The sequence below is a fragment of the Dermatophilus congolensis genome (assembly GCF_900187045.1).
GTDB lineage: Bacteria > Actinomycetota > Actinomycetes > Actinomycetales > Dermatophilaceae > Dermatophilus > Dermatophilus congolensis.
Genome location: NZ_LT906453.1, coordinates 1176559 through 1202129 on the forward strand (window position 1 = coordinate 1176559; position 25571 = coordinate 1202129).

Annotated in this window: 21 protein-coding genes; 15 read left to right on the forward strand and 6 right to left on the reverse strand. The window is 59.0% G+C overall.

Translation table 11 applies throughout. The annotated features are described in order from the left end of the window. Positions 1-63 precede the first annotated feature (63 nt). The 3 genes from CKV89_RS05005 to CKV89_RS05015 form a co-directional block, all read right to left on the reverse strand. On the reverse strand, positions 64-3447 hold the full coding sequence (locus tag CKV89_RS05005) for a pyruvate carboxylase (protein ID WP_028327033.1): 3384 nt from the start codon (positions 3445-3447) through the stop codon (positions 64-66). A 247-nt stretch (positions 3448-3694) separates the two neighbouring features. Continuing rightward, a complete protein-coding gene (locus CKV89_RS05010; RefSeq protein ID WP_034400914.1) occupies positions 3695-5689 on the reverse strand; it encodes a glucose PTS transporter subunit IIA in 1995 nt (664 codons plus the stop codon). 215 nt (positions 5690-5904) lie between these two features. Continuing rightward, on the reverse strand, positions 5905-6666 hold the full coding sequence (locus CKV89_RS05015) for an IclR family transcriptional regulator (protein ID WP_084441015.1): 762 nt from the start codon (positions 6664-6666) through the stop codon (positions 5905-5907). 403 nt (positions 6667-7069) lie between these two features. On the opposite strand from CKV89_RS05015, the gene CKV89_RS05020 reads away from it, so the two are divergent. The 4 genes from CKV89_RS05020 to CKV89_RS05035 all read left to right on the forward strand — a co-directional run bounded on the left by CKV89_RS05020 (position 7070) and on the right by CKV89_RS05035 (position 10709). Then, entirely contained in the window at positions 7070-7396 is a 327-nt protein-coding gene (locus CKV89_RS05020; RefSeq protein ID WP_095068483.1) for a DUF6457 domain-containing protein, read from the forward strand. 243 nt (positions 7397-7639) lie between these two features. Continuing rightward, positions 7640-8137 (forward strand): HU family DNA-binding protein, encoded by a 498-nt coding sequence (locus CKV89_RS05025; protein WP_231935457.1) that lies wholly within the window; start codon positions 7640-7642, stop codon positions 8135-8137. Positions 8138-8444: 307 nt separating this feature from the next. Then, positions 8445-9464, forward strand: coding sequence for an NAD(P)H-dependent glycerol-3-phosphate dehydrogenase (locus CKV89_RS05030; RefSeq protein ID WP_028327030.1), 1020 nt, complete (start codon positions 8445-8447; stop codon positions 9462-9464). Between the two features lie 69 nt (positions 9465-9533). Next, entirely contained in the window at positions 9534-10709 is a 1176-nt protein-coding gene (locus CKV89_RS05035; RefSeq protein WP_084441014.1) for a D-alanine--D-alanine ligase family protein, read from the forward strand. Positions 10710-10789: 80 nt separating this feature from the next. Here CKV89_RS05035 and CKV89_RS05040 read toward each other — a convergent pair whose 3' ends face one another. Beyond that, a complete protein-coding gene (locus CKV89_RS05040) occupies positions 10790-11197 on the reverse strand; it encodes an HsmA family protein (protein WP_028327028.1) in 408 nt (135 codons plus the stop codon). A gap of 167 nt (positions 11198-11364) precedes the next feature. Between CKV89_RS05040 and CKV89_RS05045 the strand changes: the two genes are divergently transcribed. Genes CKV89_RS05045 through CKV89_RS05050 form a run of 3 tightly spaced genes read left to right on the forward strand, consistent with a single transcriptional unit; the run spans position 11365 to position 13239 of the window. Beyond that, positions 11365-12579, forward strand: coding sequence for a sensor histidine kinase (locus tag CKV89_RS05045; RefSeq protein ID WP_034400911.1), 1215 nt, complete (start codon positions 11365-11367; stop codon positions 12577-12579). Beyond that, positions 12572-12802 (forward strand): response regulator, encoded by a 231-nt coding sequence (locus CKV89_RS12745; RefSeq protein WP_324603346.1) that lies wholly within the window; start codon positions 12572-12574, stop codon positions 12800-12802. Before CKV89_RS05045 ends, CKV89_RS12745 begins: the two co-directional genes overlap by 8 nt. Next, entirely contained in the window at positions 12727-13239 is a 513-nt protein-coding gene (locus tag CKV89_RS05050; protein ID WP_456236320.1) for a LuxR C-terminal-related transcriptional regulator, read from the forward strand. The genes CKV89_RS12745 and CKV89_RS05050 overlap by 76 nt, the downstream gene beginning before the upstream one ends. A gap of 6 nt (positions 13240-13245) precedes the next feature. Here the strand turns inward: CKV89_RS05050 and CKV89_RS05055 are convergent, their stop codons facing one another. Further along, the gene (locus CKV89_RS05055) at positions 13246-13743 is read right to left on the reverse strand and encodes a DUF3515 family protein (protein WP_028327027.1); all 498 of its coding nucleotides are present in this window, start codon (positions 13741-13743) and stop codon (positions 13246-13248) included. A 57-nt stretch (positions 13744-13800) separates the two neighbouring features. On the opposite strand from CKV89_RS05055, the gene thiL reads away from it, so the two are divergent. After that, the gene (gene thiL / locus CKV89_RS05060) at positions 13801-14811 is read left to right on the forward strand and encodes a thiamine-phosphate kinase (RefSeq protein WP_084440976.1); all 1011 of its coding nucleotides are present in this window, start codon (positions 13801-13803) and stop codon (positions 14809-14811) included. A gap of 68 nt (positions 14812-14879) precedes the next feature. Here the strand turns inward: thiL and rpmB are convergent, their stop codons facing one another. Beyond that, positions 14880-15074 carry a 50S ribosomal protein L28 gene (gene rpmB, locus CKV89_RS05065; protein ID WP_028327025.1) on the reverse strand — a complete coding sequence of 65 codons (195 nt, stop codon included), beginning with the start codon at positions 15072-15074 and terminating at the stop codon, positions 14880-14882. 311 nt (positions 15075-15385) lie between these two features. Here rpmB and CKV89_RS05070 point away from each other — a divergent pair, with 311 nt between their 5' ends. From CKV89_RS05070 to CKV89_RS05100, 7 genes are all read left to right on the forward strand, one after another. Then, positions 15386-17122 (forward strand): DAK2 domain-containing protein, encoded by a 1737-nt coding sequence (locus tag CKV89_RS05070; RefSeq protein ID WP_154657619.1) that lies wholly within the window; start codon positions 15386-15388, stop codon positions 17120-17122. Between the two features lie 29 nt (positions 17123-17151). Continuing rightward, positions 17152-19419: an ATP-dependent DNA helicase RecG gene (locus CKV89_RS05075; RefSeq protein ID WP_051277512.1), complete on the forward strand. Its 2268-nt coding sequence runs from the start codon at positions 17152-17154 to the stop codon at positions 19417-19419. Between the two features lie 5 nt (positions 19420-19424). Next, positions 19425-20012, forward strand: coding sequence for a 16S rRNA (guanine(966)-N(2))-methyltransferase RsmD (gene rsmD, locus CKV89_RS05080; protein ID WP_028327021.1), 588 nt, complete (start codon positions 19425-19427; stop codon positions 20010-20012). 34 nt (positions 20013-20046) lie between these two features. Then, a complete protein-coding gene (locus tag CKV89_RS05085; RefSeq protein WP_161626191.1) occupies positions 20047-21378 on the forward strand; it encodes a sensor histidine kinase in 1332 nt (443 codons plus the stop codon). Continuing rightward, the gene (locus CKV89_RS05090) at positions 21375-22070 is read left to right on the forward strand and encodes a response regulator (RefSeq protein ID WP_034400908.1); all 696 of its coding nucleotides are present in this window, start codon (positions 21375-21377) and stop codon (positions 22068-22070) included. The genes CKV89_RS05085 and CKV89_RS05090 overlap by 4 nt, the downstream gene beginning before the upstream one ends. A gap of 212 nt (positions 22071-22282) precedes the next feature. Further along, on the forward strand, positions 22283-23062 hold the full coding sequence (locus tag CKV89_RS05095) for an ABC transporter ATP-binding protein (RefSeq protein ID WP_084440974.1): 780 nt from the start codon (positions 22283-22285) through the stop codon (positions 23060-23062). Between the two features lie 2 nt (positions 23063-23064). Beyond that, entirely contained in the window at positions 23065-25533 is a 2469-nt protein-coding gene (locus CKV89_RS05100) for an ABC transporter permease (RefSeq protein WP_034400906.1), read from the forward strand. Positions 25534-25571: the final 38 nt, after the last annotated feature.

A 25571-nucleotide genomic window follows, 5' to 3' on the forward strand; every position in this document is an offset into this window, starting at 1 on the left:
AAAACACCCTAGCTGGTTGAGGAACTCGAATACGCGAACCCCCCAACCAGCTAAGGCAACTGCTTAGTCCTCCTTAATCACAAGCAGAAGATCCCCACCCTCCACCGCTTGCGTCTGCCCAATCGCCAGACGCTCAACCGTCCCGGCGACCGAAGCAGCGATACCTGCCTCCATCTTCATTGCCTCAATCGTGGCAACGTTCTGTCCAGCTTCAACACGGTCACCCTCGGCCACCGACGTCGTCACCACACCAGCAAACGGCGCCGAGACATGGTTAGCCAAAGAAGGATCAGCTTTCTCAGCAACCTTCACATCAACCTTGACGTTTTCATCACGCACACGCACCGGCCGGATCTGCCCATTCACCGTGGCCATCAATGTCCGATAGCCACGCTCATCAGCCTCACCGATCGACTCCACCGTCATCAACAGAGTCTTACCCGGCTCCATCTCAACCTCGTGCTCACGACCCACCGCCAAGCCATGCCAAAACTCGCGAGTCGACAACACTGACAGATCGCTATAACGATCCCGCCGAGCCTGGAACTCCTTCGTTGGGCCGGGGAACAAAAGCCTGTTCAATGTGTTCTTAGGATCATCAACAAGGGCCTGCTCATCCTCAGCCGACAGAGTTTCCTCCCCAGGCGTGAAGCTGCGCCCTGCCAAAGCCTTAGAACGGAAAGGCTCTGGCCATCCCGCAGGCGGATTACCAAGCTCCCCAGACAAGAACCCGATCACCGAATCCGGAATATCAAACTTGCCCGGATTTTCTTCAAACTCGGCCGGATTAGCATCGCGCCCAACTAGCGCCAAAGCCAGATCTCCCACCACCTTCGATGAAGGAGTCACCTTCACAATGTGACCCAGCATCCGGTCAGCAGAGGCATACATGTCCTCCACCTCTTCAAACCGGTGCCCCAGCCCGAGAGCAATAGCCTGCTGCCGCAAGTTAGAAAGCTGCCCACCGGGAATCTCATGCCGGTACACCCGGCCAGTAGGCCCGGGCAATCCTGACTCGAACGGCTTATACAGCTCCCGGACAGCCTCCCAATACGGCTCGAGGTCATTCACCGCATCAAGAGAAAGCCCCGTGGGACGATCTGTGCCATCGGTGGAAGCAACCAACGCAGACATCGACGGTTGGCTTGTAGTACCAGCCATCGAGGCAGAAGCAGCATCAACCGCATCTACCCCAGCATTAATCGCAGCCAACAACGTGCCAATCTGGCCACCTGCCGTGTCATGGGTGTGCAGGTGCACCGGAAGATCAAAATTCTTCCGAAGCGCCTTCACAAGCTTCTCGGCCGCTGGCGCGCGCAGCAAACCAGCCATGTCTTTAATGGCCAGCACATGCGCACCTGCCGAGACGATCCGCGCAGCAAGCTTCAAGTAGTAATCAAGCGTGTAAACACGCTCTCGCGGATCCAAAAGATTTCCGGTGTAGCACAGCGCCACCTCGGCCACCGACGTCCCTGTGCCTCGGACTGCCTCAATAGCAGGGCGCATCTGATCCACGTCATTAAGAGCATCGAAAATACGGAAAATATCGATACCTGTAGCCGCAGCCTGCTCCACGAACACATCAGTAACCCGCGTCGGATACGGCGTGTACCCAACCGTGTTGCGACCACGAAGCAACATCTGCAGGTTCATATTCGGCATGGCCTCACGCAACTTGGCCAACCGCTCCCACGGATCCTCAACAAGGAACCGCAACGCTACGTCGTAGGTCGCTCCACCCCAGCACTCCACCGACAACAACTGCGGTGTTGTACGCGCAACATGGTTCGCCACATGCAACAAATCGCGCGTACGAACACGCGTAGCAAGCAAACTCTGATGCGCATCACGCATTGTCGTATCGGTTACAGGCACATCCGGGCGCGCACGCAACGCCGCTGCAAACTTCTCCGGCCCCAACTCGCGCAGCTCATCACGACTCCCGCGAGGCAACGGGTCATTCACCGCCAGCGCAGGCAACTTACTTCGCGGCGAAAAAGTCGACGTGTTCGGCCCAAACGGCTGATTAACCGTCATCTCAGCCAAGTAGGTCAACAACCGTGTCCCACGGTCAGCTGACACCCGAGAAGACAACAATTCAGGGTGCGCATCGATATACGACGTCGAAATCTCGCCCCGCTGGAAAGCTGGCTCATCGAGAAGCGCCTGAAGAAACGGGATATTCGTCGCTACACCACGTACCCGAAACTCCATTAGCGCGCGCCGCGCCCGATGCACAGCAGCTGAGAAATCACGACCGCGACACGTCAACTTCACAAGCATCGAGTCGAAATGAGGACTAATCTCAGCCCCCACAAAAGCGGTGCCACCATCCAGGCGCACCCCAGAACCACCTGCAGAGCGATACGTAGTGATGCGACCAACATCCGGGCGGAACCCATTACGCGGATCCTCCGTCGTAATACGGCACTGAACCGCAGCGCCGTGAGCCCGGATCTCTTCCTGACGCAGCCCCAAGTCCTCGAGCGTCTCACCCGCTGCGATTCGCAACTGACTCGACACCAAATCCACATCAGTGATTTCTTCGGTGATCGTGTGCTCCACCTGAATCCGCGGATTCATCTCGATGAACACATAGCGGCCATCCGCTCCCACCAAAAACTCCACCGTGCCAGCGTTCACATAACCAATCTGCTTAGCGAACGCCACCGCATCCTGGCACATAGCCTCACGAACCTTCGGATCCAGGTTCGGAGCCGGCGCGATCTCAACAACCTTCTGGTGGCGTCGCTGCACCGAGCAGTCCCGCTCAAACAGATGCACCACGTTCCCTGATGCATCCGCCAGAATCTGCACCTCGATGTGCTTGGGATCAATCACCGCTTCCTCGAGGAACACAGTCGCGTCACCGAATGCCGACTCTGCTTCCCGCATGGCCGCCACAATGGCCTCGCGCAGTGACCCAGCAGAATCGACACGACGCATGCCACGGCCACCACCACCGGCAACCGCCTTCACAAAGATCGGAAAACCAATCTCTTCGGCCTGCTTCAACAGCACATCAACGTCTGTGGTCGGCTCAGTGCTACGCAAAGTAGGCAGCCCTGCCCGCTTCGCGTTCTCAATGGCAGTGGCTTTGTTGCCCGTCATGTCCAACACCTGCGCGGATGGGCCCACAAAAGTCAGACCTGCCTGCGCACACTGGCGCGCCAGCTCCGGGTTTTCTGACAAGAACCCATACCCGGGATACACCGCCTCAGCGCCGGACTCGATAGCCACGCGCACAATCTCACTGGCATCCAGGTACGCCCGAACGGGGTGCCCTTCCTCGCCGATCATGTAGGCCTCATCAGCCTTCATGCGATGCTCGGACCCACGGTCCTCGTATGGAAAAACAGCCACCGTCTTGATTCCCAACTCGGTAGCTGCACGAAATGCGCGAACCGCGATCTCACCGCGATTGGCCACAAGAACCTTGCTGAACATAGCTCTCCGATCTGTGCGTATTGAGGCCAGCGTAAGCAAGGCCACACCAACCTTTTGCCAGTTGGGCCACTACTGCCCACCCTCGTCCGACGAACAAGACAACCCCGCCCCACCACAGCCAAGGCCACAAAGACCAAGCAGACGGATACAACAACGGCCATCTCGAAAGAATCTCTGCATGCGCTTTGAGGCTCTTCCAAGATGGCCGTTGTGCTGCCAGCTTAGGTACGTCACACCAGCATCACTGCTACTTCTGTTTCACGACCATTACCAAGTCACCAGCAGCTTTGGGGCCAGGTGAGGCCGGAACCACTTCACCCAGCTCGTTGGTGTTCATGATCGTCATCATGATCGTGTTGTCGTAGCCAGCGGCCTCTACAGAGGGGAAATCAACATCCACAAGAATGTCTCCGGCCTCTACGTACCCGCTTGGAGCAACAACACGGTAGAAGTGCTCTCCGCGCAGCTCGACGGTGTTGATGCCCACGTGCACGAGCACCTCCACGCCTTCTGCGGTGCGGATTCCATACGCGTGGTCGCTGTCAGCCCCAGTCACGAGTTCGCCACTGACCGGCGCGCACACGCGACCCTCTTCTGGAGCGATCGCCACACCCTTACCGAGAAGACCAGCTGCCACAACTGGATCAGTCACCTCAGAAAGCGGAATCGCGCGACCCCGAACAGGGCAGCGGATCTCCACGGCTCCTTCGTCAGCTGCGGCCATCGCTAGCGGAATCGCAGAAGATGCAGTCATCGGGATAGCCGAAGTTGAGGTGTCTTCGCTCGAAGTCACCACCTTGCTCACAATCGGGTTAGAGCCGGTAACAGGCCCTGCGCCGGGTAGACGGATAGGCGTTGTTTCAAATGACTGATCCGAAGACTTCTCATCGCGTCGTTCCCGCGGAGCGAAGACCAAAGTAAGGACAAACGCAATAACCGCAGCTACCGCCGTACCGGCGAGTTCAAGTGTGAAATCGCCAACTTCAGTGAATTCTGTCAGCCCCAGCAGCGAAGGAACAGCAAATGAACTCGACCCGCTACCGCCACTAGCGGCAATAGCGCCACCGATCGCTCCACCAAGCAGACCAAAGTAGAACGGCCTGCGCAGCGGCAAGTTCACACCGTAAACGGCAGGCTCAGTCACACCTGCGAACAGACCAGAAAGCGCAGCCGGGACGGCCACACCACGCCGCTTGTTGCTTCGGCTACGGAATACGACGGCCAACGTCGCAGCAGACTGGGCAACCACAGATGCCACCAGCGGGCCAGTAACCAGTGTGTGTCCACTACCAGAAGCGAGCTCATTAGTGATGTGCAGGATGAAGCCCCAGTGCAGCCCGAAGATGACGAACAGCTCCCACAAGCCACCCAAAATGAGCCCAGCTAGCCACGGCATATCGCCAAAGAATCCGGTGATGAGGTCAGTCAGCAGGTTCGAAGCATGCACCGTTGCCGGGCCCATGGTGATAAGAACCAACGGCACCATGACTGTGATGACAATCATGGGGCGAACCACGTCACGCACTGCATCCGGCAGGACCTTATTTAGCCCTCGCTCCATGTAGGACTGCAGCCACATGGCCAAGAAAATCGGGACGAAAGAGTTCGCGTATGTCAACATCACGACAGGCAGCCCAAAGAAGGACACGGATGTTCCTGCCTCTGCCAGCGAAGCAATGCTCGGGTGAAGCAAAGCAACCGCAATAGCAACAGAGGTAACCATGTCTGTCTTGAGCCACTTCGATGCCGCAAGCGCCAAAAAGACAGGCAGGAAGTAAAACATCCCATCGGCACCTGCCGAAAGAATTGCGTAGGTAGGGCTTTCAGTCTTGATAATTTCGAACATGCTCAGCGCAGACAAAACTGCCTTGACCATGCCAAGACCAGTCAACGCCCACACAATCGGCTGCATCACAGCACTGAACAACGCAATAAACCGGGCTAGAGGACCGCCACGGCGCTCGTCAACAGCGACGGCGGCCGCGTCATCTCCCACCAGTGCCGCGAACTGCGCAAACAGCTCAGGCACTTCATTGCCGATGACGATCTGGTACTGACCATTCGGATGCCGGACAGCAATAACGCCATCTAGCTCTTTAATTGCCGCCGTGTCAGCTTTCGACTCGTCGGACAAATTCAAACGCAGCCGCGTGGCGCAGTGCGTATAACTTACGAGGTTTTCCCCGCCGCCGACCAGGCGCAAGATATCGCTGGCCAGCGTCTGAAAATCGACGGACCCCATCGTCCTCTTTCCTTTCCCTTCGCCCTTAAAGCGGGCATAAAAAAGACCTGAGGGCACACATGGTGCATCTCAGGCCATGCCTTCCTGAAACTTGACTGGGGGCCACAGCTCCCCTCCAGCTATGAACCGATCCCAACCTAAGCCCGCCGGGGCGGCACCCACAAGCTCGGCGCATTCAACAACCGTGATCAGTGGGGGCCGTCACCCTGCAGGAATCAGTTTTCGCTTCGCTGCGCATTCTCAGCTGCGTGCATCTGGGCGTTGTGAGCCCGTTGAAGAACCTCGGTAAGTTTGTTGGCACCAGCCACCACTGTAGCGGCGTGGAGACGCCCTGGCTGGCGAGATAGCCGCTCGATCGGCCCGGAAATAGACACTGCCGCAATAACTCGGCCAGAAGGGTTACGCACTGGCGCAGAAATAGAGGCAACTCCCGCCTCCCTTTCCCCAACGCTCTGAGCCCAACCACGGCGGCGCACACCCGAGAGAGTGGTTGCCGTAAAAGCTGCTCCCTGTAAACCTCGGTGCAGTCGATCGGGCTCTTCCCAGGCCAGGAGAACTTGCGCGGCAGAGCCAGCCTGCATGCTTAGCGTTGCCCCAACCGGAATCGAATCCCTTAGCCCCATAGGCCGATCTGCTGCTGCTACGCAGATTCGCATGTCACCTTGTCGTCGGAATAGCTGGGCGCTTTCGTGAGTGTGGTCACGTAATGCGGCCAGTACTGCTCCCGCAGCAGCTAGCAGTCGATCTTCTCCCGCAGCAGAAGCCAACTCCGCCAAACGCGGCCCCAGAATGAAACGTCCTTGCATGTCCCGCGCCACCAGACGGTGATGCTCTAGCGCAACCGCAATTCGGTGCGCCGTTGGGCGCGCCAATTTCGTTGTTGCCACTAGTTGCGCCAGAGTCGCAGGTCCACCTTCTAGAGCGCTCAACACGATGGCTGCTTTATCGAGAACTCCCACACCGCTCGAAGATTCCATGTATGCATCTTGCCGTCTCACCGCATGAGACGCAAGGCCTCCATAATTTGAGCCTTCATGGAACTTAGGGTCATCGTCGCCGAATCCCAACCCCCGCAGACCGGTTCAGATCCGCAAATACCCTGAAAATTCACCGCTCGCGATCGGGATATTCCCAAGCAAACCTGCATGGCCTACCACCTACTTCACAGCGCGAATGACTGTTACATGCACCACACAACACACCCCACAAGAACGAGCAAAGCATCCAATCCTTGTGTCTACGTAAGACTCAAGCAGACTGCTTTCCCGCCCCGGACCTGGCCTATCCCGCTGTCAGGAAACCCTTGTTGTCCTCGGCGACACGCCCTGTGTAAAGGTAGAGAAGTAAAGACCACCAGCAGGTCAACAACGGAGGACGACCGTGGCCGATCACGATGGTCGCAACTGCTCGGGAGATAAAGCCGGTAAACCCCCCGCATCCGAAGCAGAAAAAATGCGCATCATGCACCTATGGCTCGAAGCCGTATGCCATGAGCTCAACGTCGATCCAGACCTTCTGAACGACATCGCTCAACCTGCTCTGGGTCTTATCAGTGACGTGGCACACGGTCCCTCTCGTCCCGGCGCGCCCATGACCGCGCTCGCACTCGGTCTCGCGACCCAGCCAGGTGAAGGACGTGAGGAGATCGCTAGCCGTATAACCCGACTCGTGCAGCTCGCGCGCACCTGGGAGGCGCCCACTCCGTAACACGATGGGCAAACCAAAAGCGTTGCGCAGCATAAAAAGCAACGTTCGTGTTGAGGCGTAGCGGCCGAAAAAGCCTGCGACGTGCTTGTTTCCGTTCCCCCTTGTATACAGCCGTTCCTTGAATCCTCTGTCTGTCAGGCCAACTCGTGCCGATAGGGAGCCGGGTCCGGCAGATATGCGGGACCGGTGAAACACACCGAATGACACAGCCTGCGTCAGCAGATGTAGGAGCTAGGACGTGACATGCATGCCATGGCGGGACTACCGCTGCGGCATTTGTGTGGCTACGCCCTCGGTTCGAGGGATCGAACCGGTCTTCTCTGGAGGGAGAGAACAAGAGTGAACAAGGCTGATCTGGTTGATGCCCTTGAGCATCGAATCGGAGGGAAGAAGGCGGCAGCAGATGCCATCGAGGCTGTCTTCGACGTAATTATCCGAGAGGTTGCGGCGGGCGGCAAGGTGGGAATCACCGGCTTCGGCACGTTCGAGCGAGTGGACCGCGCTGCTCGTACTGGCCGCAACCCGCGTACGGGTGAATCCGTGCGTATCGAATCCACTGCTGTGCCGAAGTTCCGGCCCGGCACCGCTTTCAAGATGTATGTCGCCGAACCGGAGACCTTGCCGAAGTCAGGCCCGGCTGCAGCCCGTGCCGCTGCTGGCACGGCCGCCGAGGTGCGTTCTCGCGCCGAGGCCACCATCCGCGCGAACAAGGCAAAGCGGAAGGCCGGCAAAAACGCCTGAGTAAGGCCTTGAAGCGTCCCCTCCCTTCCAGAGCCTGCAGGTGCTCTGGTGGACGTGTATGGATCAGGCTTATGGGGGTGCCCTTGTTCTTCCCGTATGGGCAGAACAAGGGCACCCCCATGTTTGGGCGGCTGTCTGTGGAGGCCGTGGTTGAGGTCTTTCGGAGCCGAAGAGCAGCTGCGGCCAACTATGGTGTACCGGGCGGTGGCTGTGTTTTCCTCCAGCGGTGGGGTTCTCCGGTGTTCTGAGGCCAGCCGCTGTTTCTCATGCGTCAGGTACAGCGGAATCAGGGTAGAAGGAGCACGTCGTGGACACGGTAGCCGTTCTCGGGTCGGGTAGCTGGGGCACCGCGTTTGCCACAATCGTTGCGGATACGGGAGCTCAGGTGCGTCTATGGGGGCGCAGGGCTGAGCAGGTTGAGCGAATCAACACCGCACACGAAAACTCGGACTATCTGCCTGGCATCAAGCTTGCTCCTTCCATCGTGGCGACCACTGATCCAGCTGAGGCGCTGGATGGGGCAGAGATTGTGGTCGTGGCGTTGCCGTCGCAGAAAATGCGGACAACGATGACCCAATGGAGCAATCTGGTTCCCTCTGATGCTGTGTTGGTGTCGCTGATGAAAGGCATCGAACGAGGCACAGGCCTGCGAATGAGTCAGGTGATTTCACAGGTAGGCGGTTTTGAAGCTGAGCGGATTGCTGTCGTTTCAGGGCCAAACTTGGCTGGAGAGATAGCGGCGCGTCAGCCATCGGCGAGCGTGGTTGCTTCTGTCAGCGCAGCGACTGCAGAAATGGTGGCAGATGCATGTGCAACCCCGTTTTTTCGACCCTACACCGATGAGGACATTGTGGGGGTGGAACTAGGCGGTGCCACGAAGAACGTCATCGCGGTAGCTGTTGGTGTAGCAGAGGGCATGGGGCTAGGAGACAACACAAAAGCCACCATCGTGACGCGTGGCTTGGCCGAGACTGTGCGATTGGGGATGGCGCTGGGGGCTGAGGCGGCCACGTTCTCAGGACTAGCTGGGGTGGGGGACCTTATTGCTACCTGTATGTCGCCGTTGTCCCGTAACCACCGTGTTGGTGTGGGGCTGGGGCAGGGGATGAGTCTTGATGAAGTGGTGGAGAAAACAGGACAGACTGCTGAGGGTGTGGCATCGAGCCTGTCGATTTTGCATCTGGGTGCCCAACTTGGGGTGGAGATGCCGATTACGGAGGCCGTGGTGGCGGTTGTTCATGATGGTCAGCGTCCGCAGTTGATGGGTGATGTTCTTATGTCGCGGGTGCGTAAAACCGAGAAGCCAGAACAGCTACGTCGCTCGTGAATCAGATGTGCTGGGGTGTTTGTCTCGTGGGTCGGGCAGGGGGACGTCCTCGTAGGTAAAGTGCGGCTGATGAGCACCGATGGCACTTTTCCCTCGCCCCCCCGTCCTCTTTCCTCGCGTACCGGATCTGGTCGCGATGGACGTATTCGTGTTGCCATCGTTTTTGGTGGCCGTTCCAGTGAGCATTCGATTTCGTGTGTCACCGCTGGTGGTGTTCTTGGGGCGATCGACCGCGACCGGTTTGATGTAGTGCCGATTGGGATTACTCGCGATGGTCGGTGGGTGCGTATGCCTGACGACCCTGAAGCATTGAAGTTGGGTGGGCAGGAGCTGCCTGAGGTTACTGACGCAGATTCCTATGTCAGTTTCTCGCTGGAGGCTCATTCGAGCACGGTTATTGAGGTGGCAGACCGCAAGGGTGGCGGTCTGCAGTCCCTTGGCGATATTGATGTGGTTCTGCCGCTGCTGCATGGTCCTTTTGGTGAGGACGGCACAATCCAGGGATTGTTTGAGCTTGCCGAGATGCGGTACGTGGGCTGCGGTGTGCTGGCCAGTGCCATGATGATGGACAAGCATTGGATGAAGGTCGCTTTTGAAGCGGCGGGGCTACCTGTGGGGCCCTATCGCGTCATCACAGATAAGGCGTGGCGTATCGATGCCCAGGCGGCGCTTGAATCGCTGCAAGGGTTGAAATTCCCTATGTTTGTCAAGCCTGCGCGGGCTGGTAGCAGTTTCGGGATTACGAAGGTTGATGCCCCTGAAGGATTGCGGGAGGCCATTGAGGCTGCGCGCGAGCATGATCCGAAGGTGGTTGTTGAACAAGGCATCGTGGGTCGGGAAATTGAATGTGGTGTCTTGTCCGGCCATGGATTAGAGCCCAGCCGGGCAAGCATGCCTGGTGAAATCGTCGTTGCTGACCATGATTTCTATGACTTTGAGGCTAAGTACTTGTCTGAGTCGGATGTGACGCTTTCATGCCCGGCAAAGCTGCCGGAAGATGTCACCGCGCGGTTGCGTGAGCTGGCTGTGCATGCGTTTGATGCGGTGGAGTGTGAAGGGCTAGCGCGGTGCGATTTCTTCTTCACACCTGATGGTGAACTCATCATTAACGAGATCAATACGTTGCCAGGTTTCACGCCGTTCTCAATGTTCCCGAGCATGTGGGCGGCGACGGGGTTGGAGTACTCCGACCTGATCACAGATTTGATTGAGCTCGCGCTGGAACGTCGAGCTGGTTTGCGCTGAAACACCAATGAACCGCTCGTGCCGATCCACTGTGTTGATGAGGTGGACGCGGCACGAGCGGTTCATTCGGGTGGAGGTGGTTAGTTCTTCATCATCGCGGCTGCCATGCCAGTGAAGTAAGGCACAAGCCATACAGCCCAGACGCCCACGCTGAATCGGTGGAAAGTCACTTGCGCCCTGTGATCGCGGCGAATCAAGACGACGACAGCCCATAGAAGATGGATGGCCATGAGGACGAGGGCAGCTGCACCGGTGACCTGCATAAGTTGAGTAAGGACGCTGGCAGCGCCGGTGGTGGCCAGTGTTGCGCCGGAGGCTGCGATGCGCCCCATGAGGAATGTTCCTGAGGCGTCGAAGGTGAGCCCGAGTGCAAACATGGCGGCGTGCCAAGGGCGCAGGACTCCGGCGCGGCGTTCTGCCCAGACACCGATGGTGTAGGCGATCAGGGCGCCCGTGATGAGGACGATGGCTGGGACGAGCAAAGGCATGATGGGCTCCTGATGGGGGATAGGGTCCGTGCGAGTTGCAGCGGGTATGTATTCAGGTTCGGCTATTGGTGATGTTCGACACATCGGCCGGGGGAGTGGAGTTGGGTCATCCTTTTGGCTGATGTCGGTTCGGTTTTTTGCGAAAAGGTGCCGGTTATGGTGAAGGGGTGCATCACCGCTCTTTCCCGCCAGTAGCGCGGGAGTTACTGGTTGGGTTGGATTTGCTGGTCGTGGCGCTCACGGTGGTGGGGTTTTCGATTGGTGTGAGGCGTGGCGCTCAGGTGTGGCTGCTGGTGGGTGCGGCGTTGCTGGTTTTGGGTGTGTACGCCGGTGGGCGTTTGCGGTTTCGCAGCGTGGATGTCTCTCGTCTGGATCGTCGTGGTGGGGATTTTTGGGAGATCGCTTGGGTGGTGGCCCTGGTGGTTTCGTGGGTGCTGTTCACGCTGGTGACACCTGCTGCGCTGTGGCTTTCTTTTGCGCTGATGTTGGTGCAGATGCATGTTCTTGGGCCGTTTGTTGGTGGTGGGGCGGTCGTGGTGACGGCAGGTTTGACGATTGCGCTGCAGGTGTGTGAAGGCACGGTTGGGCCTGGCTCGTTGGGGGGTGTTGTGGGGCCGGTTCTTGGGGCAGCGTTGGCGATTGGGGTTGTGGTGGGGTTGGAGGCGTTGGCTCGAGAGGGGGAGGTGCGGGCACGCATGGTGCAAGAGCTTGCTGTTGCGCGTGAGCATTTGGCGCATGCGGAGCGCGAGCGGGCAGTTGCTGCGGAGCGGGAGCGGTTGGCGCGTGAGATTCATGACACGTTGGCGCAGGGGTTCGTGTCGATTGATTTGTTGTTGCGTGCTGCCCAGTCGGCGGATTCGTCGGTTGCTGGTGGAGAGTTCGTGGAGCGGGCAGCGCAGACTGCGCGGTCAAGCTTGGAGGAGGCGCGTCGTTTTGTTCGTGGTCTTGCTCCGGGTGATTTGGATGCCGGTGGGCTGGTTGCGGCGTTGCGGCGACAGGTTGAGGCGTTGCCGCCACCATTGCAGGGGCGTTTTGCGGTCGATGGGGTGGCGGTTGAGTTGCCGTTGGCGGTGGAGTCTGCATTGTTGCGTATTGCGCAGTCGGCGTTAGCTAATGTGCGTCAGCATGCGCAGGCCTCGTGTGTGGTTGTGACGCTTTCGTATGAGGATGAGCAGGTTGCGCTGGATGTAGTTGATGATGGTCGTGGTTTTGATCCGGCTGATCCGCCGCGTAGCGCGGGAGGGTTTGGGTTGTGTGGAATTGCTTCGCGGGTGCGTGAGTTGCATGGCACCTCGGATGTTGAGAGCAGTCCAGATGGGGGCACGGCTGTGGTGGTGAGGATTCCTGTTGCGGGGGCAGAAAGTGAGCGGCGCGGTGAGTGAGGCACGTGTGGATGCGCAGGCTCGCTGCGTTCAGGTAGTGCTGACTGATGATCACCCGATTGTGCGGGCGGGGTTGCGTGTGTTGGTGGATTCGCAGCCGGATATGCGTGTGGTGGCGGATTTTGCGACAGCTGAGGAGTTGGTTGCGTGGGTGCGTGGGTGCGTGGTGGTGGGGTCGCTGATGTGTTGTTGGTGGATTTGCGGTTTGGGCAGGGGCGGATGAATGGCGCGCAGGCCACGGCGCAGTTGGTTGCTGGGGGTGCGCCGCCAGTTTTGGTTCTTACGACGTATGACACCGATGGGGAGATTCTTGCTGCGATTGAGGCAGGGGCGACGGGGTATTTGTTGAAGGACTCACCGACAGAGGAGCTGACGGCAGCGATTCGGGCGGCGGCTGCTGGTGAAGTCACGTTGGGGCCAACGGTGCAGCGCAGGTTGGTGGCGCGGATGGCTAAGCCTACTGCTCAGCTGTCGGTGCGGGAGAGAGAGGTTTTGGGGTTGGTGGCTGAGGGGGCGGGCAATGATGCGATTGCGGCGGCTTTGTTTTTGTCTAAGGCGACGGTGAAGACGCACTTAGCGCATATTTACGACAAGCTTGGGGTCAAGAGTCGTACGGCTGCGGTTGCGGCTGCTCGGCGTCAGGGGCTTATCGAGCATTGATCGCGCTTACATGCATTTGCCTTTGGTTTGGGGGATTTTCTGCACTGATGGGGCGAAGGCTGACAGGACGAGTGGTTCAGGGGCGTATTTTTTGGGTACGAGTACTTCGACGGCGGGGGACCTACCGTAGCTGATGAACTGCATGCCATCGTCGAGGTGTCGAATGATCCAGTCCACGCCGTTGACGTCGATGCATTCGTCTGTGGTTGGCCCCGGTGAGGTGATGCCGCATCGGGCGATGATTGCGGGTTTTCCCCAGGCTGCGGATCCTTGCGGGTCTGAGGTGGTGGGGATGCGTGGGTGGCCGGATATGTCGTGGGGCCAGTTTTGGGTGACGGTGGTACAGAGCTTTTCGTGTGCGCGGGGTGCGGCGGCGACGTCGATGGGGGTGTGTTGGGTAATGGATATGAGTAGGGCGGCGGTGGAGCCGAGGGCGATGCTGAGCAGCCCACCGGCGAGGGCGAGAATGGGCAGGGCGCGTTTGGGGAGGCGAGGTGTTGGCATCGTCCTCCTTTGGGCAGGTGTAGGTTCGGGTTTTTGGGTGTTGTGCTAGGAGTTTTTGTGGCTGATTCGTCTTTATTCTCGCAGCCTCTGAGTTCTGTTTCTGAGGCTGAGTTGTTGGGTCTTGTGTTTCCTGTGTATGAGGCAGGCGGGGTTGATCGGTCTTTTGTGTCGCTGGGGGTGGGTGATGACACGGCGTGGGTGCGGACAAGTGATGGTGGGGCGTTGGTGACGACGGACACGATGGTGCGTGGGTGTGACTGGTTGGATGAGTGGAGTTCGCCGTATGAGGTTGGGGCAAAGTGTGCGGCGCAGAATTTAGCTGATATCGCGGCGATGGGTGGGGTGACGCGGGCGCTGCTTGTGACTTTGGTTGCGGATCCGGCTACGACTGTGGGGTGGGCAGTGGAGTCAGCACGTGGATTGGCTGATGCGGCGGCTGCTGCTGGGGCGGTGGTTGTGGGTGGGGATTTGTCGTCGGCTCCGGCGGGCGTGGTCACCTTGTCGGTGACGGCATTTGGTGATGCGCAGGGGCGTTCTCCTGTGTTGCGCAGTGGTGCTCGTGCGGGAGATGTAGTGGCGGTGGCTGGGTCTTTGGGGTGTTCAGGTGCTGGGTTGGATGTGCTGGGGCGACAGGGGCGTGGTGGTGTTGTTTCTGAGCGCACCTCCGAATGTGTTCAGATGCATGTTTGCCCCAAGCCTCCGTTGGAGCAGGGCCCGGTTGCTGCGCGTGTGGGAGCGACATCGATGATTGATGTTTCCGATGGTTTGGTGATTGATGCTGGCAGGGTTGCTTCGGCTAGTGGTGTGGAGGTGGCTTTGTCCGGGGAGTTGCTGGAGCCGTTTGTTGAGCGTCTTGTTCCGGTTGTGGGGCAGCAGCGGGCGGTGGAGTGTGTGCTTGGTGGAGGTGAGGAGCATTCGCTGCTGGCGACGTTTTCTGATGGGGCAGTGGTGCCGCCAGGGTGGCGCGTGGTGGGTGAGGTGTTACCTATTTCCCCTTTGGCGCGTGGCCGCGTCACTGTTGATGGTCAGTGTTCTGATGTTGTGACGTGGGATCATTTCGCTCGATAGTTCATGTGAGTGTTCAAAAAGGCCGTCACCCGGGTGTGGGGTGGCGGCCTTGTGGGGTGCTGGAGAGGTCAGCGGGTAACTTTGCCAGCTTTGATGCATGAGGTGCATACGTTGAGGCGTTTGGAGGTCTTGCCGCTAGGGCCGACCAGGGCGCGTACACGCTGGATGTTGGGGATCCAGGCGCGGTTGGTGCGCCGGTGCGAGTGAGAGACGCTCTTCCCGAACTTCGGGGTCTTGCCGCAGATCTCGCAGTTGGCAGCCACGGGACACTCCTGATTAATCGATGTATATGGATTCGTGAAGACCGTCTAGTGTTTGCGGGTTCGGTTTTGCCGTGACGGATCTGACACTGAACGTGTAGGCGTGACGTGATCGGTAATTCATGGCCGAGACATTTACGTGTTTTACACGTTTGTCCGTTTGAACCTTGATGCAAAACGCGACTGGCGGTCGAGCAGATCAATGCTAACGAATAGCGGCGGGGGGCCCAAATGAGTGTCGAATGTTTTGTGTTTCACAGTGCCGGTGAGCGTGAGAGCGGTTCTTGGGGTGGCGCGTGTGAGGATGGGTGTCGGTGATTCCACGGTCGCGGGAGGTCAGTGCGGTGAAGTGCGTTGCTGTGCCATTAGAAACACTTGATGAACTGGCTTTTATGCGCTGGGGGGCCACTGCATTGGTGCGACTGGAGGCCGCGGTGGAGGAGCTTAACGCTCTGAATGTTTTTCCTGTTCCTGATGGAGATACGGGTTCGAATTTGTTTTTGACGCTTTCGAGTGCGCTCAAGGTTGGGGGTGATGAAAATTCATCCGGCAATTTGGGAATGATTCTCGAAAACGCTGCGCGTGAAGCATTAATGGCCGCAAGAGGTAATTCGGGAGTAATTCTCAGTCAGTTGATGGTGGGAATGGCTGAAGAAATAGCGCAGATCCCTCTCACAGAAGGGAGAGGGTGTGTGCGAGCTAGCCAGTTGGCCCAGGCGCTGCGCACGGCCGCAAACAAAGCTCGTGAAGGTGTTCCACACCCGGTGCAGGGAACGATCCTGTCGGTGGCGGATGCAGCCTCGGCTGCGGCGATGAGAGCAGCATCTGCAGGTAAAGAGCTCGTTGAAGTCGTAGACGCTGCGGTGGTGGCTGCTGAAGATGCCTTAGCAGATACAACCGAGCAGTTAGAAGTGTTGGCACGGGCGGCAGTGGTCGATGCCGGCGGGGCAGGGATGCTCGTGCTATTGCGTGCGTTGAGTGAAGTGGTGCATCAGCGAGAGTCCGCGGAAAAAACCGTCAGTAAGGAACAGCGGACAGCTCTTTCGGAGGCTGCGTGTTCAGCAGCATCGGTGGACCGCCTGGAATACGAGGTGGTTTATCGACTCCGTCAGGTGTGCGCGCTGAAAGTGCATGCGCTGGCTCAGGTGTTGGAGCAGCTGGGGCAGAGCGTTGTCGTTGCAGGTACCTCTGAAGTTGATGGGGTGCAAGAGTTGGTGACGGTGCATGTACACACCGTTGATCCGGGGGCGGTGATTGAGGCTGCTTATCAGGCGGGATTGCCACGGGATGTGCAGGTGGAGGCACTTCCGGCAGGTGAGCAGGTGGAATCGGTAGATGTTCCGGCTGGGCCTGAGTACGTAAGGAGCAGTGGCTTAACGCTTATTGCCGTGGGTGCCGGAGAAGGAGCAGCTGATGAGCTGTCTCGTTGGGGTGTGATTGCGATAGAGCCGACCCCAGCATGGGTTGAGCCCCGTGTGGCTTTCTCGCAGTTAAAGAAAGCTGTCATCAGGGCTGATGGTGATGTTGTTTTGCTGATGGTGGCTGATGCCCGTTGGTGGGAGGTTGTAGAGAAATTCGCGCAGGAGGCGAGGGATTTGCGCTTGCACGTGGTGGTGGCCAGGTGCGAGTCAGTGGTGGCTGTGTTGACAGCGGTGTCGCTTTTTGATGGGGGTGCGGAGCCGGTGCAGGAGGCAGCGCGTTTGGCTCGTGGGGTGCGGGATATCGCGGTGGGGTCGGTGCGGTGGAGTTGTTGGGGGTTTGCTGAGGTGGGGTGTGAGATGAGCCGTGGTGATTTCTTTGGTGTGGTTGGGGCAGAGGTGGTTTCAGTTGGAGATGTGGTGAGTGTGGCGCAGACGGTGGTGGCGAGGTTGTTGTTGGCTGTGCAGTCTCAGGGGCGTGATCCTGAGTCGGTGGCTGTGTTGGCCGGGGCAGGGCAGGAGCAGCTGGCTGAGGAGGTTACTGGGTGGGTGGGGGAGCAGTTCCCTGAGGTGGAGGTGAGTGTGCTGCGTGTTTGTGGTGTGGAGCCGGTTCTTGAGTTTGGTGTGGAGTGAGGGATGGTGTGTATGGGAAGGGGATGCGCATGAGTGATTGGTGGAGTTCCTTGCGGGGCATTTTGCCCGAGAAGTATGCGAAGGCGTTGTCGCAGGCGCGGGGGATAGATACCGCTGGCGATTTGTTGCGTTTTCGCCCGCGAAAGTTTGTTAGCCGTAATGGCGACTTGGGGGACTTGCATCCGGATGACTATGTGGTGTTTGTCGGGGTGGTGACCTCGGCATCGACGCGTAAGGCGGCTCCCAGGAGGGGGCGGCGTCCGATGACAATTTTGTCCGCGACGGTTAGTACAGGCCCTTGGGAGATGGGGTTGACGTTTTTTTCGGCGTTTCCGCATGTGCGGGAGTTGCGGGTGGGGCGTCGTGGGCTGTTTGCAGGGAAGGTGAGCACGTATAAGGGGCGTTGGCAGTTAGCGCATCCGACGTATGAGTTTTTGCCTGATTCGGTGGGTGAGGACGGTGGCTCTGGTGGTGCGGAGCAGGAGTTTGCGGGTGTTTCGGGTGTGGGGTCGTTGTTGGAGCGGGAGCAGGTGCCTGTGTATCGGCAGGTGAAGGGGATGCCGAGTTGGGTGGTTTCGCGTGCGGTGGAGCAGGTGCTTGCGTCGGTGGATTTGCCTGATCCGTTGCCGGAGTCGTTGCGGTTGTCGCGGGGGTTGCGGGGGTATGCGCAGGCGTGGCGGGGGGTGCATTTGCCTGAGGGACCGGAAGATTTTGCTGCGTGTGTGCGTCGGTTGAAGTATGACGAGGCGTTTGCGATGCAGGTTGAGTTGGGCAGGCGTAGGGCTGAGCAGGCGGCTTCGCCTGCGATGGCGCGTTCGGTGTGTGCGGGTGGGTTGCTTGCGGCTTTTGATGCGCAGATGCCTTTTGCGTTGACGCAGGGGCAGCGGCGGGTGGGTGAGGAGATTGAGGCTGATCTGGCGTGTAGTCGGCCGATGAACAGGTTGTTGCAGGGGGATGTGGGGTCGGGCAAGACGGTGGTGGCGTTGCGGGCGATGTTGGCGGTTGTGGATGCCGGTGGTCAGGCGGCGTTGTTGGCACCGACGGAGGTGTTGGCGCAGCAGCACTATCGGTCGATTTCTGCGTTGTTGGGGCCGTTGGGTCAGGGGGGTTTGTTGGGTGGTGCTGTTGAGGGCACTCGGGTGGCGTTGTTGACTGGCAGTGATTCTGCAGGGCAGCGTCGACGTTCGTTGTTGCAGGTGGCTTCTGGTGAGGCGGGGATTGTGGTGGGGACGCATGCGTTGTTGCAGGAGGGGGTGGTGTTTGCGGATTTGGGATTGGTAGTGGTGGATGAGCAGCACCGTTTTGGTGTGGAGCAGCGTGATGCGTTGCGTGCCAAGGGGACGCAGGTTCCGCATATGTTGACGATGACGGCGACGCCGATTCCGCGGACGGTGGCGATGACGGTGTTTGGGGATATGGAGTTGTCGGTGTTGTCGGAGTTGCCGGGTGGGCGTGCTGCTGTTCAGACAGCGGTGGTTGATAATCCGCGGTGGTATGCCCGGGCGTGGGAGCGGGGGGCTGAAGAGGTGCGTGCTGGGCGGCAGGTGTATGTGGTGTGTCCTCGGATTGGGGATGAGGTGGGTGCAGGTGGTGCGGTGGAGGAGGGTTTTGCTGCGGTGTGGGATGGTGCGGGCACTCCTGGTGGTGATGTTGTGGATGCGGGGGGTGGTCAGCGTCCTTCGATGCGGGGTGTGGTGGAGGTGTTTGCTGAGTTGCAGGGGATTTCTGCGTTGGCGGGGGCGCGTATGGCTGTGTTGCATGGCCGTCTTCCTAGTGATGAGAAAGAGCGCGTCATGCGGGATTTCGCTGAGGGCAGGGTTGATGTGTTGGTGGCGACGACGGTGGTTGAGGTGGGGGTGGATGTGCCGAATGCGACGGTGATGGTGATTGTGGATGCGGATCGGTTTGGGGTTTCGCAGTTGCATCAGCTGCGTGGGCGGGTGGGGCGTGGGGGTTTGCCTGGGTTGTGTTTGTTGGTGACGTCTGAGCCGACGCCGGGTGGGCGGGAGAGGTTGGAGGCGGTTGCGGGCACGACTGATGGGTTTGAGTTGTCGCGGTTGGATCTTTTGTCGCGTCGTGAGGGTGATGTGTTGGGTAAGCGTCAGTCAGGTGGAGGGTCGCAGTTGCAGTTTCTTCGGTTGGCTGGGCGCGAGGATGAGGAGATTATTGCGATGGCGCGCCAGGATGCTGCCAGTGCGTTGGCGCAGGATGCGGAGTTGACGGGGTTTGTTGATCTTGACCGTATTCTGGACGATCACGTGGCGGCGGAGTCGGTTGATTTTTTGCAGAAGGGGTGAGTGGTGTGACGCGTATTGTGGCTGGCCGGTTTAGGGGGCGTCGTTTGGATACTCCGAAGGGGGATCGGACACGGCCGACGACGGATCGGGTGCGGGAGGCGTTGTTCAGTCGGTTGGATCATTTTGATGTGTTGGCTGGGGCGCGGGTTTTGGATTTGTATGCCGGGTCGGGGGCGTTGGCCTTTGAGGCGTTGTCGCGTGGGGCTGCGCAGGCGGTGTTGGTGGAGTCGGCGAGGTCGGTGGCGGCTGTTGCGGGGGGTAATGCGCGTGATTTGGGTGTGGCGGATGTGGTGTCTGTGGTTACTGGTTCTGCGGTGTCGTATGTGCCGCAGGTGGAGCAGGGGGCGTTTCGGGTGGTGTTTATAGATCCGCCGTATGAGGTGGCTAATGAGGTGATTGAGGCGATTTGTGGCCGTTTGGCTGTGCCTGGCGTATTGGATCCGGACGCGGTGGTGGTGGTGGAGCGGTCGAGTCGTACGGCTGAGCCGGTGTGGCCGCTGGGGTTGGAGTGTTTTGATGGTCGTACGTATGGGGAGACGCAGTTGTGGTTTGTGCAGCTGGTAGCGGCTGAGGAGGATGCGACCCTGGTGTGACGACAGGGGTCGTGTTGGGCCCTACGGTGGTGTTGTGCGAGATCTTCCGTTGGTGCGTTCGGTGCTTCGTGCGTATGCGTGGTGGCGTCGTGTGTGTGCGTGGTGGCGTAGTCATCCGATGGTGGCTGATGCGTTGTGGGCGTTTCCGGTGGGTTTGCTGGTGCTGGTGGCCATGGCGGAAGAAGAAAAGTTCAATCAGGGGTGGCTGCCGCCTGGTTTTTCTTTTGTGTGGGCTTTGGGTGGGGCAGTGGTGCCGTTGCTGTGGCGGCGGACTCGTCCGGATAGGGCGATGATGTGCGTTTTCCTTGGGTGTGTTGTGCAGCTTTTCATTCTGGATACTGCGTATCCGGGGAATATTTCTGCGTTGATCATGCTGTTCGCGGTGGCGGCGTATGGCAAGAAGCAGTTGCGGTGGTGGTGGCTGGGGGCGGCGTTGGTTGGCTGCTTGCTGGGTGTGTATGACTGGCAAAAGGGTTCGTACGGGGCCTCGTGGTTGGCGGCGCTTGCTAATTACGTGATGACAGCGGTTTTCATGATGGGGTTGGTGGTTTCTTCGTTTGTGCCGGGGGCGTTGCGTCGGCAGCGGTATGAGTTGGTGGAGTCTTTGCGGGAGCGGGCTGCTTCGCTGGAGCGTGAGCGGGATTCGGTTTCGCGGTTGGCGGTACAGGAGGAGCGCAACCGTATTGCTCGGGATATGCATGATGTGGTGGCGCATTCGTTGTCGGTGATTGTTGTGCAGGCGGATGGTGCGGCGTATGCGTTGGCCCATGGTGATCCGGCGACGGCCGGTCAGGTGGCTGAGCGGGCTTTGGGAACGATTGGTGATACGGCGCGGGGGGCGTTGAGTGAGACGCGGCGTTTGGTGGGGGTGTTGCGGCGTGCGGGGGATGAGGTGGAGTATGCGCCGCAGGGTGGGTTGGATCGTATTGGTGATTTGGTGGCGCATGTGGATGCGGCAGGAACTCCGGCGACGTTCACGGTGGTGGGGGGGCCGGCGCCGGTGGAGACTCTCGATGTGGCTGCGCAGATGGCGTTGTATCGGGTGGTTCAAGAATCGTTGACGAACGCGTTGAAGCATGGTGGTGCTGGGGTGACGGTTGCGGTGGAGTTGGCGTATACGCCGGGGAAAGTGTCGGTGGCTGTGCGGGATACGGGTGGGGGTGTTTCGCATGATGATGGGCAGGGGCATGGGTTAATTGGGATGCGGGAGCGGATTGCCTCGGTGGGTGGTACTTTTTCGGCGCGGCCGCGCTTTGGTGGCGGGTTTGAGGTTGTTGCGAGTGTGCCGTCTGTGGAGTCGGAGCATTCGTCGTCGGTGTTGGGTATAGCGCCTGGTATTGGTTCTGATGGTGGAGGTCATTCGTGAGTGAGCCGATTCGGTTGTTGTTGGCTGATGATCAGGCGTTGGTGCGTGCGGGGTTTCGGATGGTTTTGGATGCCCAGCCGGACATGGTGGTCGTTGGTGAGGTGGGTGATGGTGCTGCCGCGGTGGCTGCGGTAGCTGATCCTGGGGCGGGGGTGGATGTTGTTTTGATGGATATCCGGATGCCGGTGCTGGATGGGGTGGGGGCAACGCGGCGCATTGTGGAGTCAGGTTCTGCCACAAAGGTGTTGGTGTTGACGACGTTTGATTTGGATGAGTATGTGCATGCGGCTTTGCACGCGGGTGCGAGCGGCTTTTTGCTGAAGGACGCTGGCCCTGCGGAGTTGTTGGCGGCTATTCGTGCGGTGTTCGCTGGTGATGCGGTGGTGGCTCCGAGTGCGACGCGGCGTTTGTTGGAGCGTTTCTTGCCGGGGATGGGTAACGCAGATTCGGAGAGAAGTGTTGATAGGGAGCGCGTGTTGGCTCCGTTGACTGATAGGGAACGTGAAGTACTGGTGGCGGTGGGGCAGGGCATGAATAATGCCGAGATTTCGGCGAACTTGTTCATGGCTGAGGCGACGGTGAAGACCCATATCGGTCGAATTTTGTCGAAGCTAGGGTTGCGTGACCGGGTGCAGATGGTGGTGTTGGCTTACGACACGGGTTTGGTTCGGCCGCGCAGCGGTGATGTTTGATCGTTGACGTTCAGGTACGACTTGGGTCGTACGTGGATGGGGTTGGTGTGCTCCTGGCGGGGTATGTGAAAACCAGACCGTAGCCCGATTCGGGGGACAGGTCGTGCTTCGTACTGTGGTTTTCATCATCTACCGATAACTACGGCGCCCCGGAGTCGGGGCGCTTCCGCTTGCCTGGATAAGGAGCGGATGTACAGATCAGGAGCAAGATCATGACCGCATCACCGGTGTCCGTTGCGTTGGAGATGGATCCTGCGGAGAAGTTTCCGCAGCCTGCGCTCAAGGTTGAGGATCTCTCGAAGGTCTACGGCGAGGGGGAGACCCGTGTGGTGGCGTTGGATCACGTGGATGTTTCTTTTGGGCAGGGGCAGTTCACGGCGATCATGGGGCCTTCTGGGTCGGGTAAGTCGACGTTGATGCATTGTGCTGCTGGTTTGGAAGATGTTTCAGGCGGACATGTCTGGGTGGGGAACACTGATCTGACCACGTTGAATGACAAAGAACTGACGAGGCTGCGCCGGGATCAGCTTGGGTTTGTGTTCCAGTCGTTTAACTTGCTGCCGACCTTGTCGGCGAAGGACAACATTTTGCTGCCGCTGGAGTTGGCCAGCCGAAAGGTTGACATGCAGTGGTTTGACCATGTTGTCTCGGTGCTTGGTTTGGGAGAGCGACTGTCGCACCGGCCCACGCAGCTCTCCGGTGGGCAGCAGCAGCGAGTGGCGGTGGCTCGGGCATTGGTGATGCGCCCGAAGGTGATTTTCGCGGATGAGCCCACGGGGGCTTTGGACTCAGTGACTGGTCACGAGTTGCTGGAGTTTTTGCGGCACAGCGTCCGGGATTTGGGGCAGAGCATCGTGATGGTGACTCACGATCCGAATGCTGCGACGTATGCAGATCGGGTGTTGATTCTGGCTGACGGGCGGATTGCTGGTGATTTGCAGACGCCCTCTAGCGACCAGGTGCTGTCGGCTCTGCGTGAGTTGGGTGCGTGATCATGAAAACGTCGATGAAGATGGCCTTGGCCAGTGTGATTGGCCAGGGTAGGCGTTTGGCGAGTGTGCTTGTTGCTATCGCGTTGGGTGTTGCGTTCATGGCAACTACGTTGCTTGTCAGTAATTCGGTGCAGGCAACGTTGCGGGATCGGGCTGCGGCATCGGTGGGTGGGGCAGCCGCGGTGGTTTCTGTCCCAGATAGTGGGGAAGGGCCTATTCCGGTTGCGTTGCCTTCGCAGGTGAAGTCTGCGTTACCTCAAGCCAAGGTGACTGCCATCGCAGGAGGATTGACTTTTCACAGAACTCACACCGGTGGCCAGCCGCTGCGGCTGAAATCATTGCCTGTGTTGGATGAGCGCACGAAGTTGGATTCGGGGCGGTTGCCAACAGCTCGTGGAGAGATTGCTGTTTCCTCTGATGTCGCTGCCCAGCGGCAGATTCAGATAGGGCAGAGCGTCGATTTTCTTTCGGGAGAGGCCGCCAAAGATGGCAATGGGGGAACTACTCCGTTGCGCGTAGTAGGCGTGGTCTCGCCAGATAAGAGTGGTCCTGATGGTGTTGCCCCGTTGGCGTTTGCTCTGAATGACGATATTTGGGAGCTGACGGGCAGGACTGGTTTTCTCCAGGTGCAGGTGAATCTGCCTGATGTGGGTATGGAAGACGAAAAAACGAAAAAGCTTGTGGCGGGGCTTCCTGCCGCCGCTGGTTTGACGGTGCGCACGGGCGCTGAAGAGGTTGCTGAACGTCAAAGGTTTCTTGACTCGGGCATCAAGGTGGTCACCACTATGCTGCTGGGTTTTGTTGTTATCGCGGTTTTCGTCTCTGCGTTGGTGATCTCTAACACGTTCTCGATTTTGATTGCGCAGCGTACGCGTGCGCTGGCGTTGATGCGTTGCATCGGTGCAGACCGTGCTCAGGTGCGCCGGGCAGTTCTTTTTGAGGCATTCCTTGTTGGGGTGATCGGCTCTGTTATTGGTTTGCTATTGGGTGTGGCCGTCGCTGCGATTGTCGTGTCGTTTGCGAAGGGGATAAATGGGCTGGTTCCCAGCGTTGCAGCGGTGCTGGTGCCGATGTCTGTGGGTGTTGTGGTGACGGTGCTTGCGAGTTTGGCTCCAGCGCGTGCTGCAACACGGGTTGCTCCGATTGCTGCTTTGCGGCCTGTTTCCGCGCAGGTTGAGGGTCGGGTTGCGCGGTTGCGCATCGTGATTGGGACGGCGCTGTTCTTCGTTGGGGCTGTGTGCTTGGTGATGGGCGCGCGTGGTAGTGGGATCGCTATTGGTGTGGCCGGTGGAGTGAGTAGCTTCCTGGGTGTCATGTTGTTGACGCCGCTGGTGGTTCCTGCGGCTGCGTCTGTGGTTGGTGCTCCGTTGCGAAGCGGGGGAGTGGCAGGCCGATTGGCAGTGGCTAACGCTCGACGTAACCCGGGGCGTGCTGCCGCCACAGCTAGTGCGCTGTTGGTTGGGGTCACGTTGGTGACGATGATGCTGGTGGGTGCTGCGACGGGCACGACGTCGATCAATGCGTCACTGGATCGCACTTTTCCAGTCGATTCTCAGATTTCGGCCGAAGCCCCACTGGGGCAGTCTCATGCAGACAAGCTAGCGGCTACACCTGAGGTGGAGCGCAGCGGTCTGGCTAATTCGACGTCCGTCACAGTCAAATCGGGAAGTGTCACTATCTCGGATTCAAGTTTGGTGGGAGTTTCTGCTGAGGCTGCCAAGGTCAGCCGTCGCGCTGATGCTTTCACTGGACTAGCTGACGGGAAGATTTTGCTTCCCAGTGATGCGGGAATTGCTGATGGTTCGCCTGTGACTGTCGCCACTGAAGGCGGCGGGACGCTGTCTCTTACCGCTGTGGTTTCTTCGGGCAAGTTGGAGTCTTTCTACACCACGTTTAACAGTGTCCAGCGCCTGGACCCCAAGGCTTTGAACCAGGTGTGGGTGCGGTATGCCGACGGTGTTGAGGCTTCCACTGGCGAGCGGAAAGCCGCTGAGTACTTGAGCGGTGTCCCAGGTGTCCGCATTCAGGGGGCGGCTGCGGCGCGCGAGGCTTTCCAGAAGATCATCAACATCGTGTTGCTTGTTGTTGTCGGACTGCTGGCGATGGCCGTAGTTATTGCTTTGGTTGGTATTGGCAATACTCTAGGTTTGTCCGTGTTCGAGCGGACGCGTGAGTCGGGTCTTCTTCGGGCTCTAGGTTTGCTGAAGTCTGGCCTGCGCGCGATGTTCGGGCTGGAGGCGTTGGTGTTGACAGGTGTCGGTACAGCTCTTGGGTTGTTGCTGGGCATCAGCTACGGCATCGCTGGCTCGTACGCTTTGTTGAATGATCTAGGTGGTGTCACCGTCGATATCCCCTGGGCACGATTGCTGTTGGTGGTCGCGGTGGCGTTGGCTGCTGGCTGGTTGGCTTCGGTCCTGCCTGCGATTCGTGCGGCAAAGGTCAGTGCGTCTGTGGCTTTGGCTTCAGAGTGAGTGCGTGGTCGGCTTCCTTCGCGTAGCCGGCCGTGCTT

Excerpts from the sequence above, each read along its gene's own strand:
- CKV89_RS05095 (WP_084440974.1), top strand. The coding sequence starts at position 22,283 with ATGACCGCATCACCGGTGTCCGTTGCGTTGGAGATGGATCCTGCGGAG.
- CKV89_RS05005 (WP_028327033.1), bottom strand. The coding sequence starts at position 3,447 with ATGTTCAGCAAGGTTCTTGTGGCCAATCGCGGTGAGATCGCGGTTCGC.
- CKV89_RS05040 (WP_028327028.1), bottom strand. The coding sequence starts at position 11,197 with ATGCCTTTGCTCGTCCCAGCCATCGTCCTCATCACGGGCGCCCTGATC.
- CKV89_RS05055 (WP_028327027.1), bottom strand. The coding sequence starts at position 13,743 with ATGCCAACACCTCGCCTCCCCAAACGCGCCCTGCCCATTCTCGCCCTC.
- CKV89_RS05025 (WP_231935457.1), top strand. The coding sequence starts at position 7,640 with ATGCATGCCATGGCGGGACTACCGCTGCGGCATTTGTGTGGCTACGCC.
- CKV89_RS05010 (WP_034400914.1), bottom strand. The coding sequence starts at position 5,689 with ATGGGGTCCGTCGATTTTCAGACGCTGGCCAGCGATATCTTGCGCCTG.
- CKV89_RS05075 (WP_051277512.1), top strand. The coding sequence starts at position 17,152 with ATGAGTGATTGGTGGAGTTCCTTGCGGGGCATTTTGCCCGAGAAGTAT.
- CKV89_RS05035 (WP_084441014.1), top strand. The coding sequence starts at position 9,534 with ATGAGCACCGATGGCACTTTTCCCTCGCCCCCCCGTCCTCTTTCCTCG.
- CKV89_RS05100 (WP_034400906.1), top strand. The coding sequence starts at position 23,065 with ATGAAAACGTCGATGAAGATGGCCTTGGCCAGTGTGATTGGCCAGGGT.
- CKV89_RS05015 (WP_084441015.1), bottom strand. The coding sequence starts at position 6,666 with ATGGAATCTTCGAGCGGTGTGGGAGTTCTCGATAAAGCAGCCATCGTG.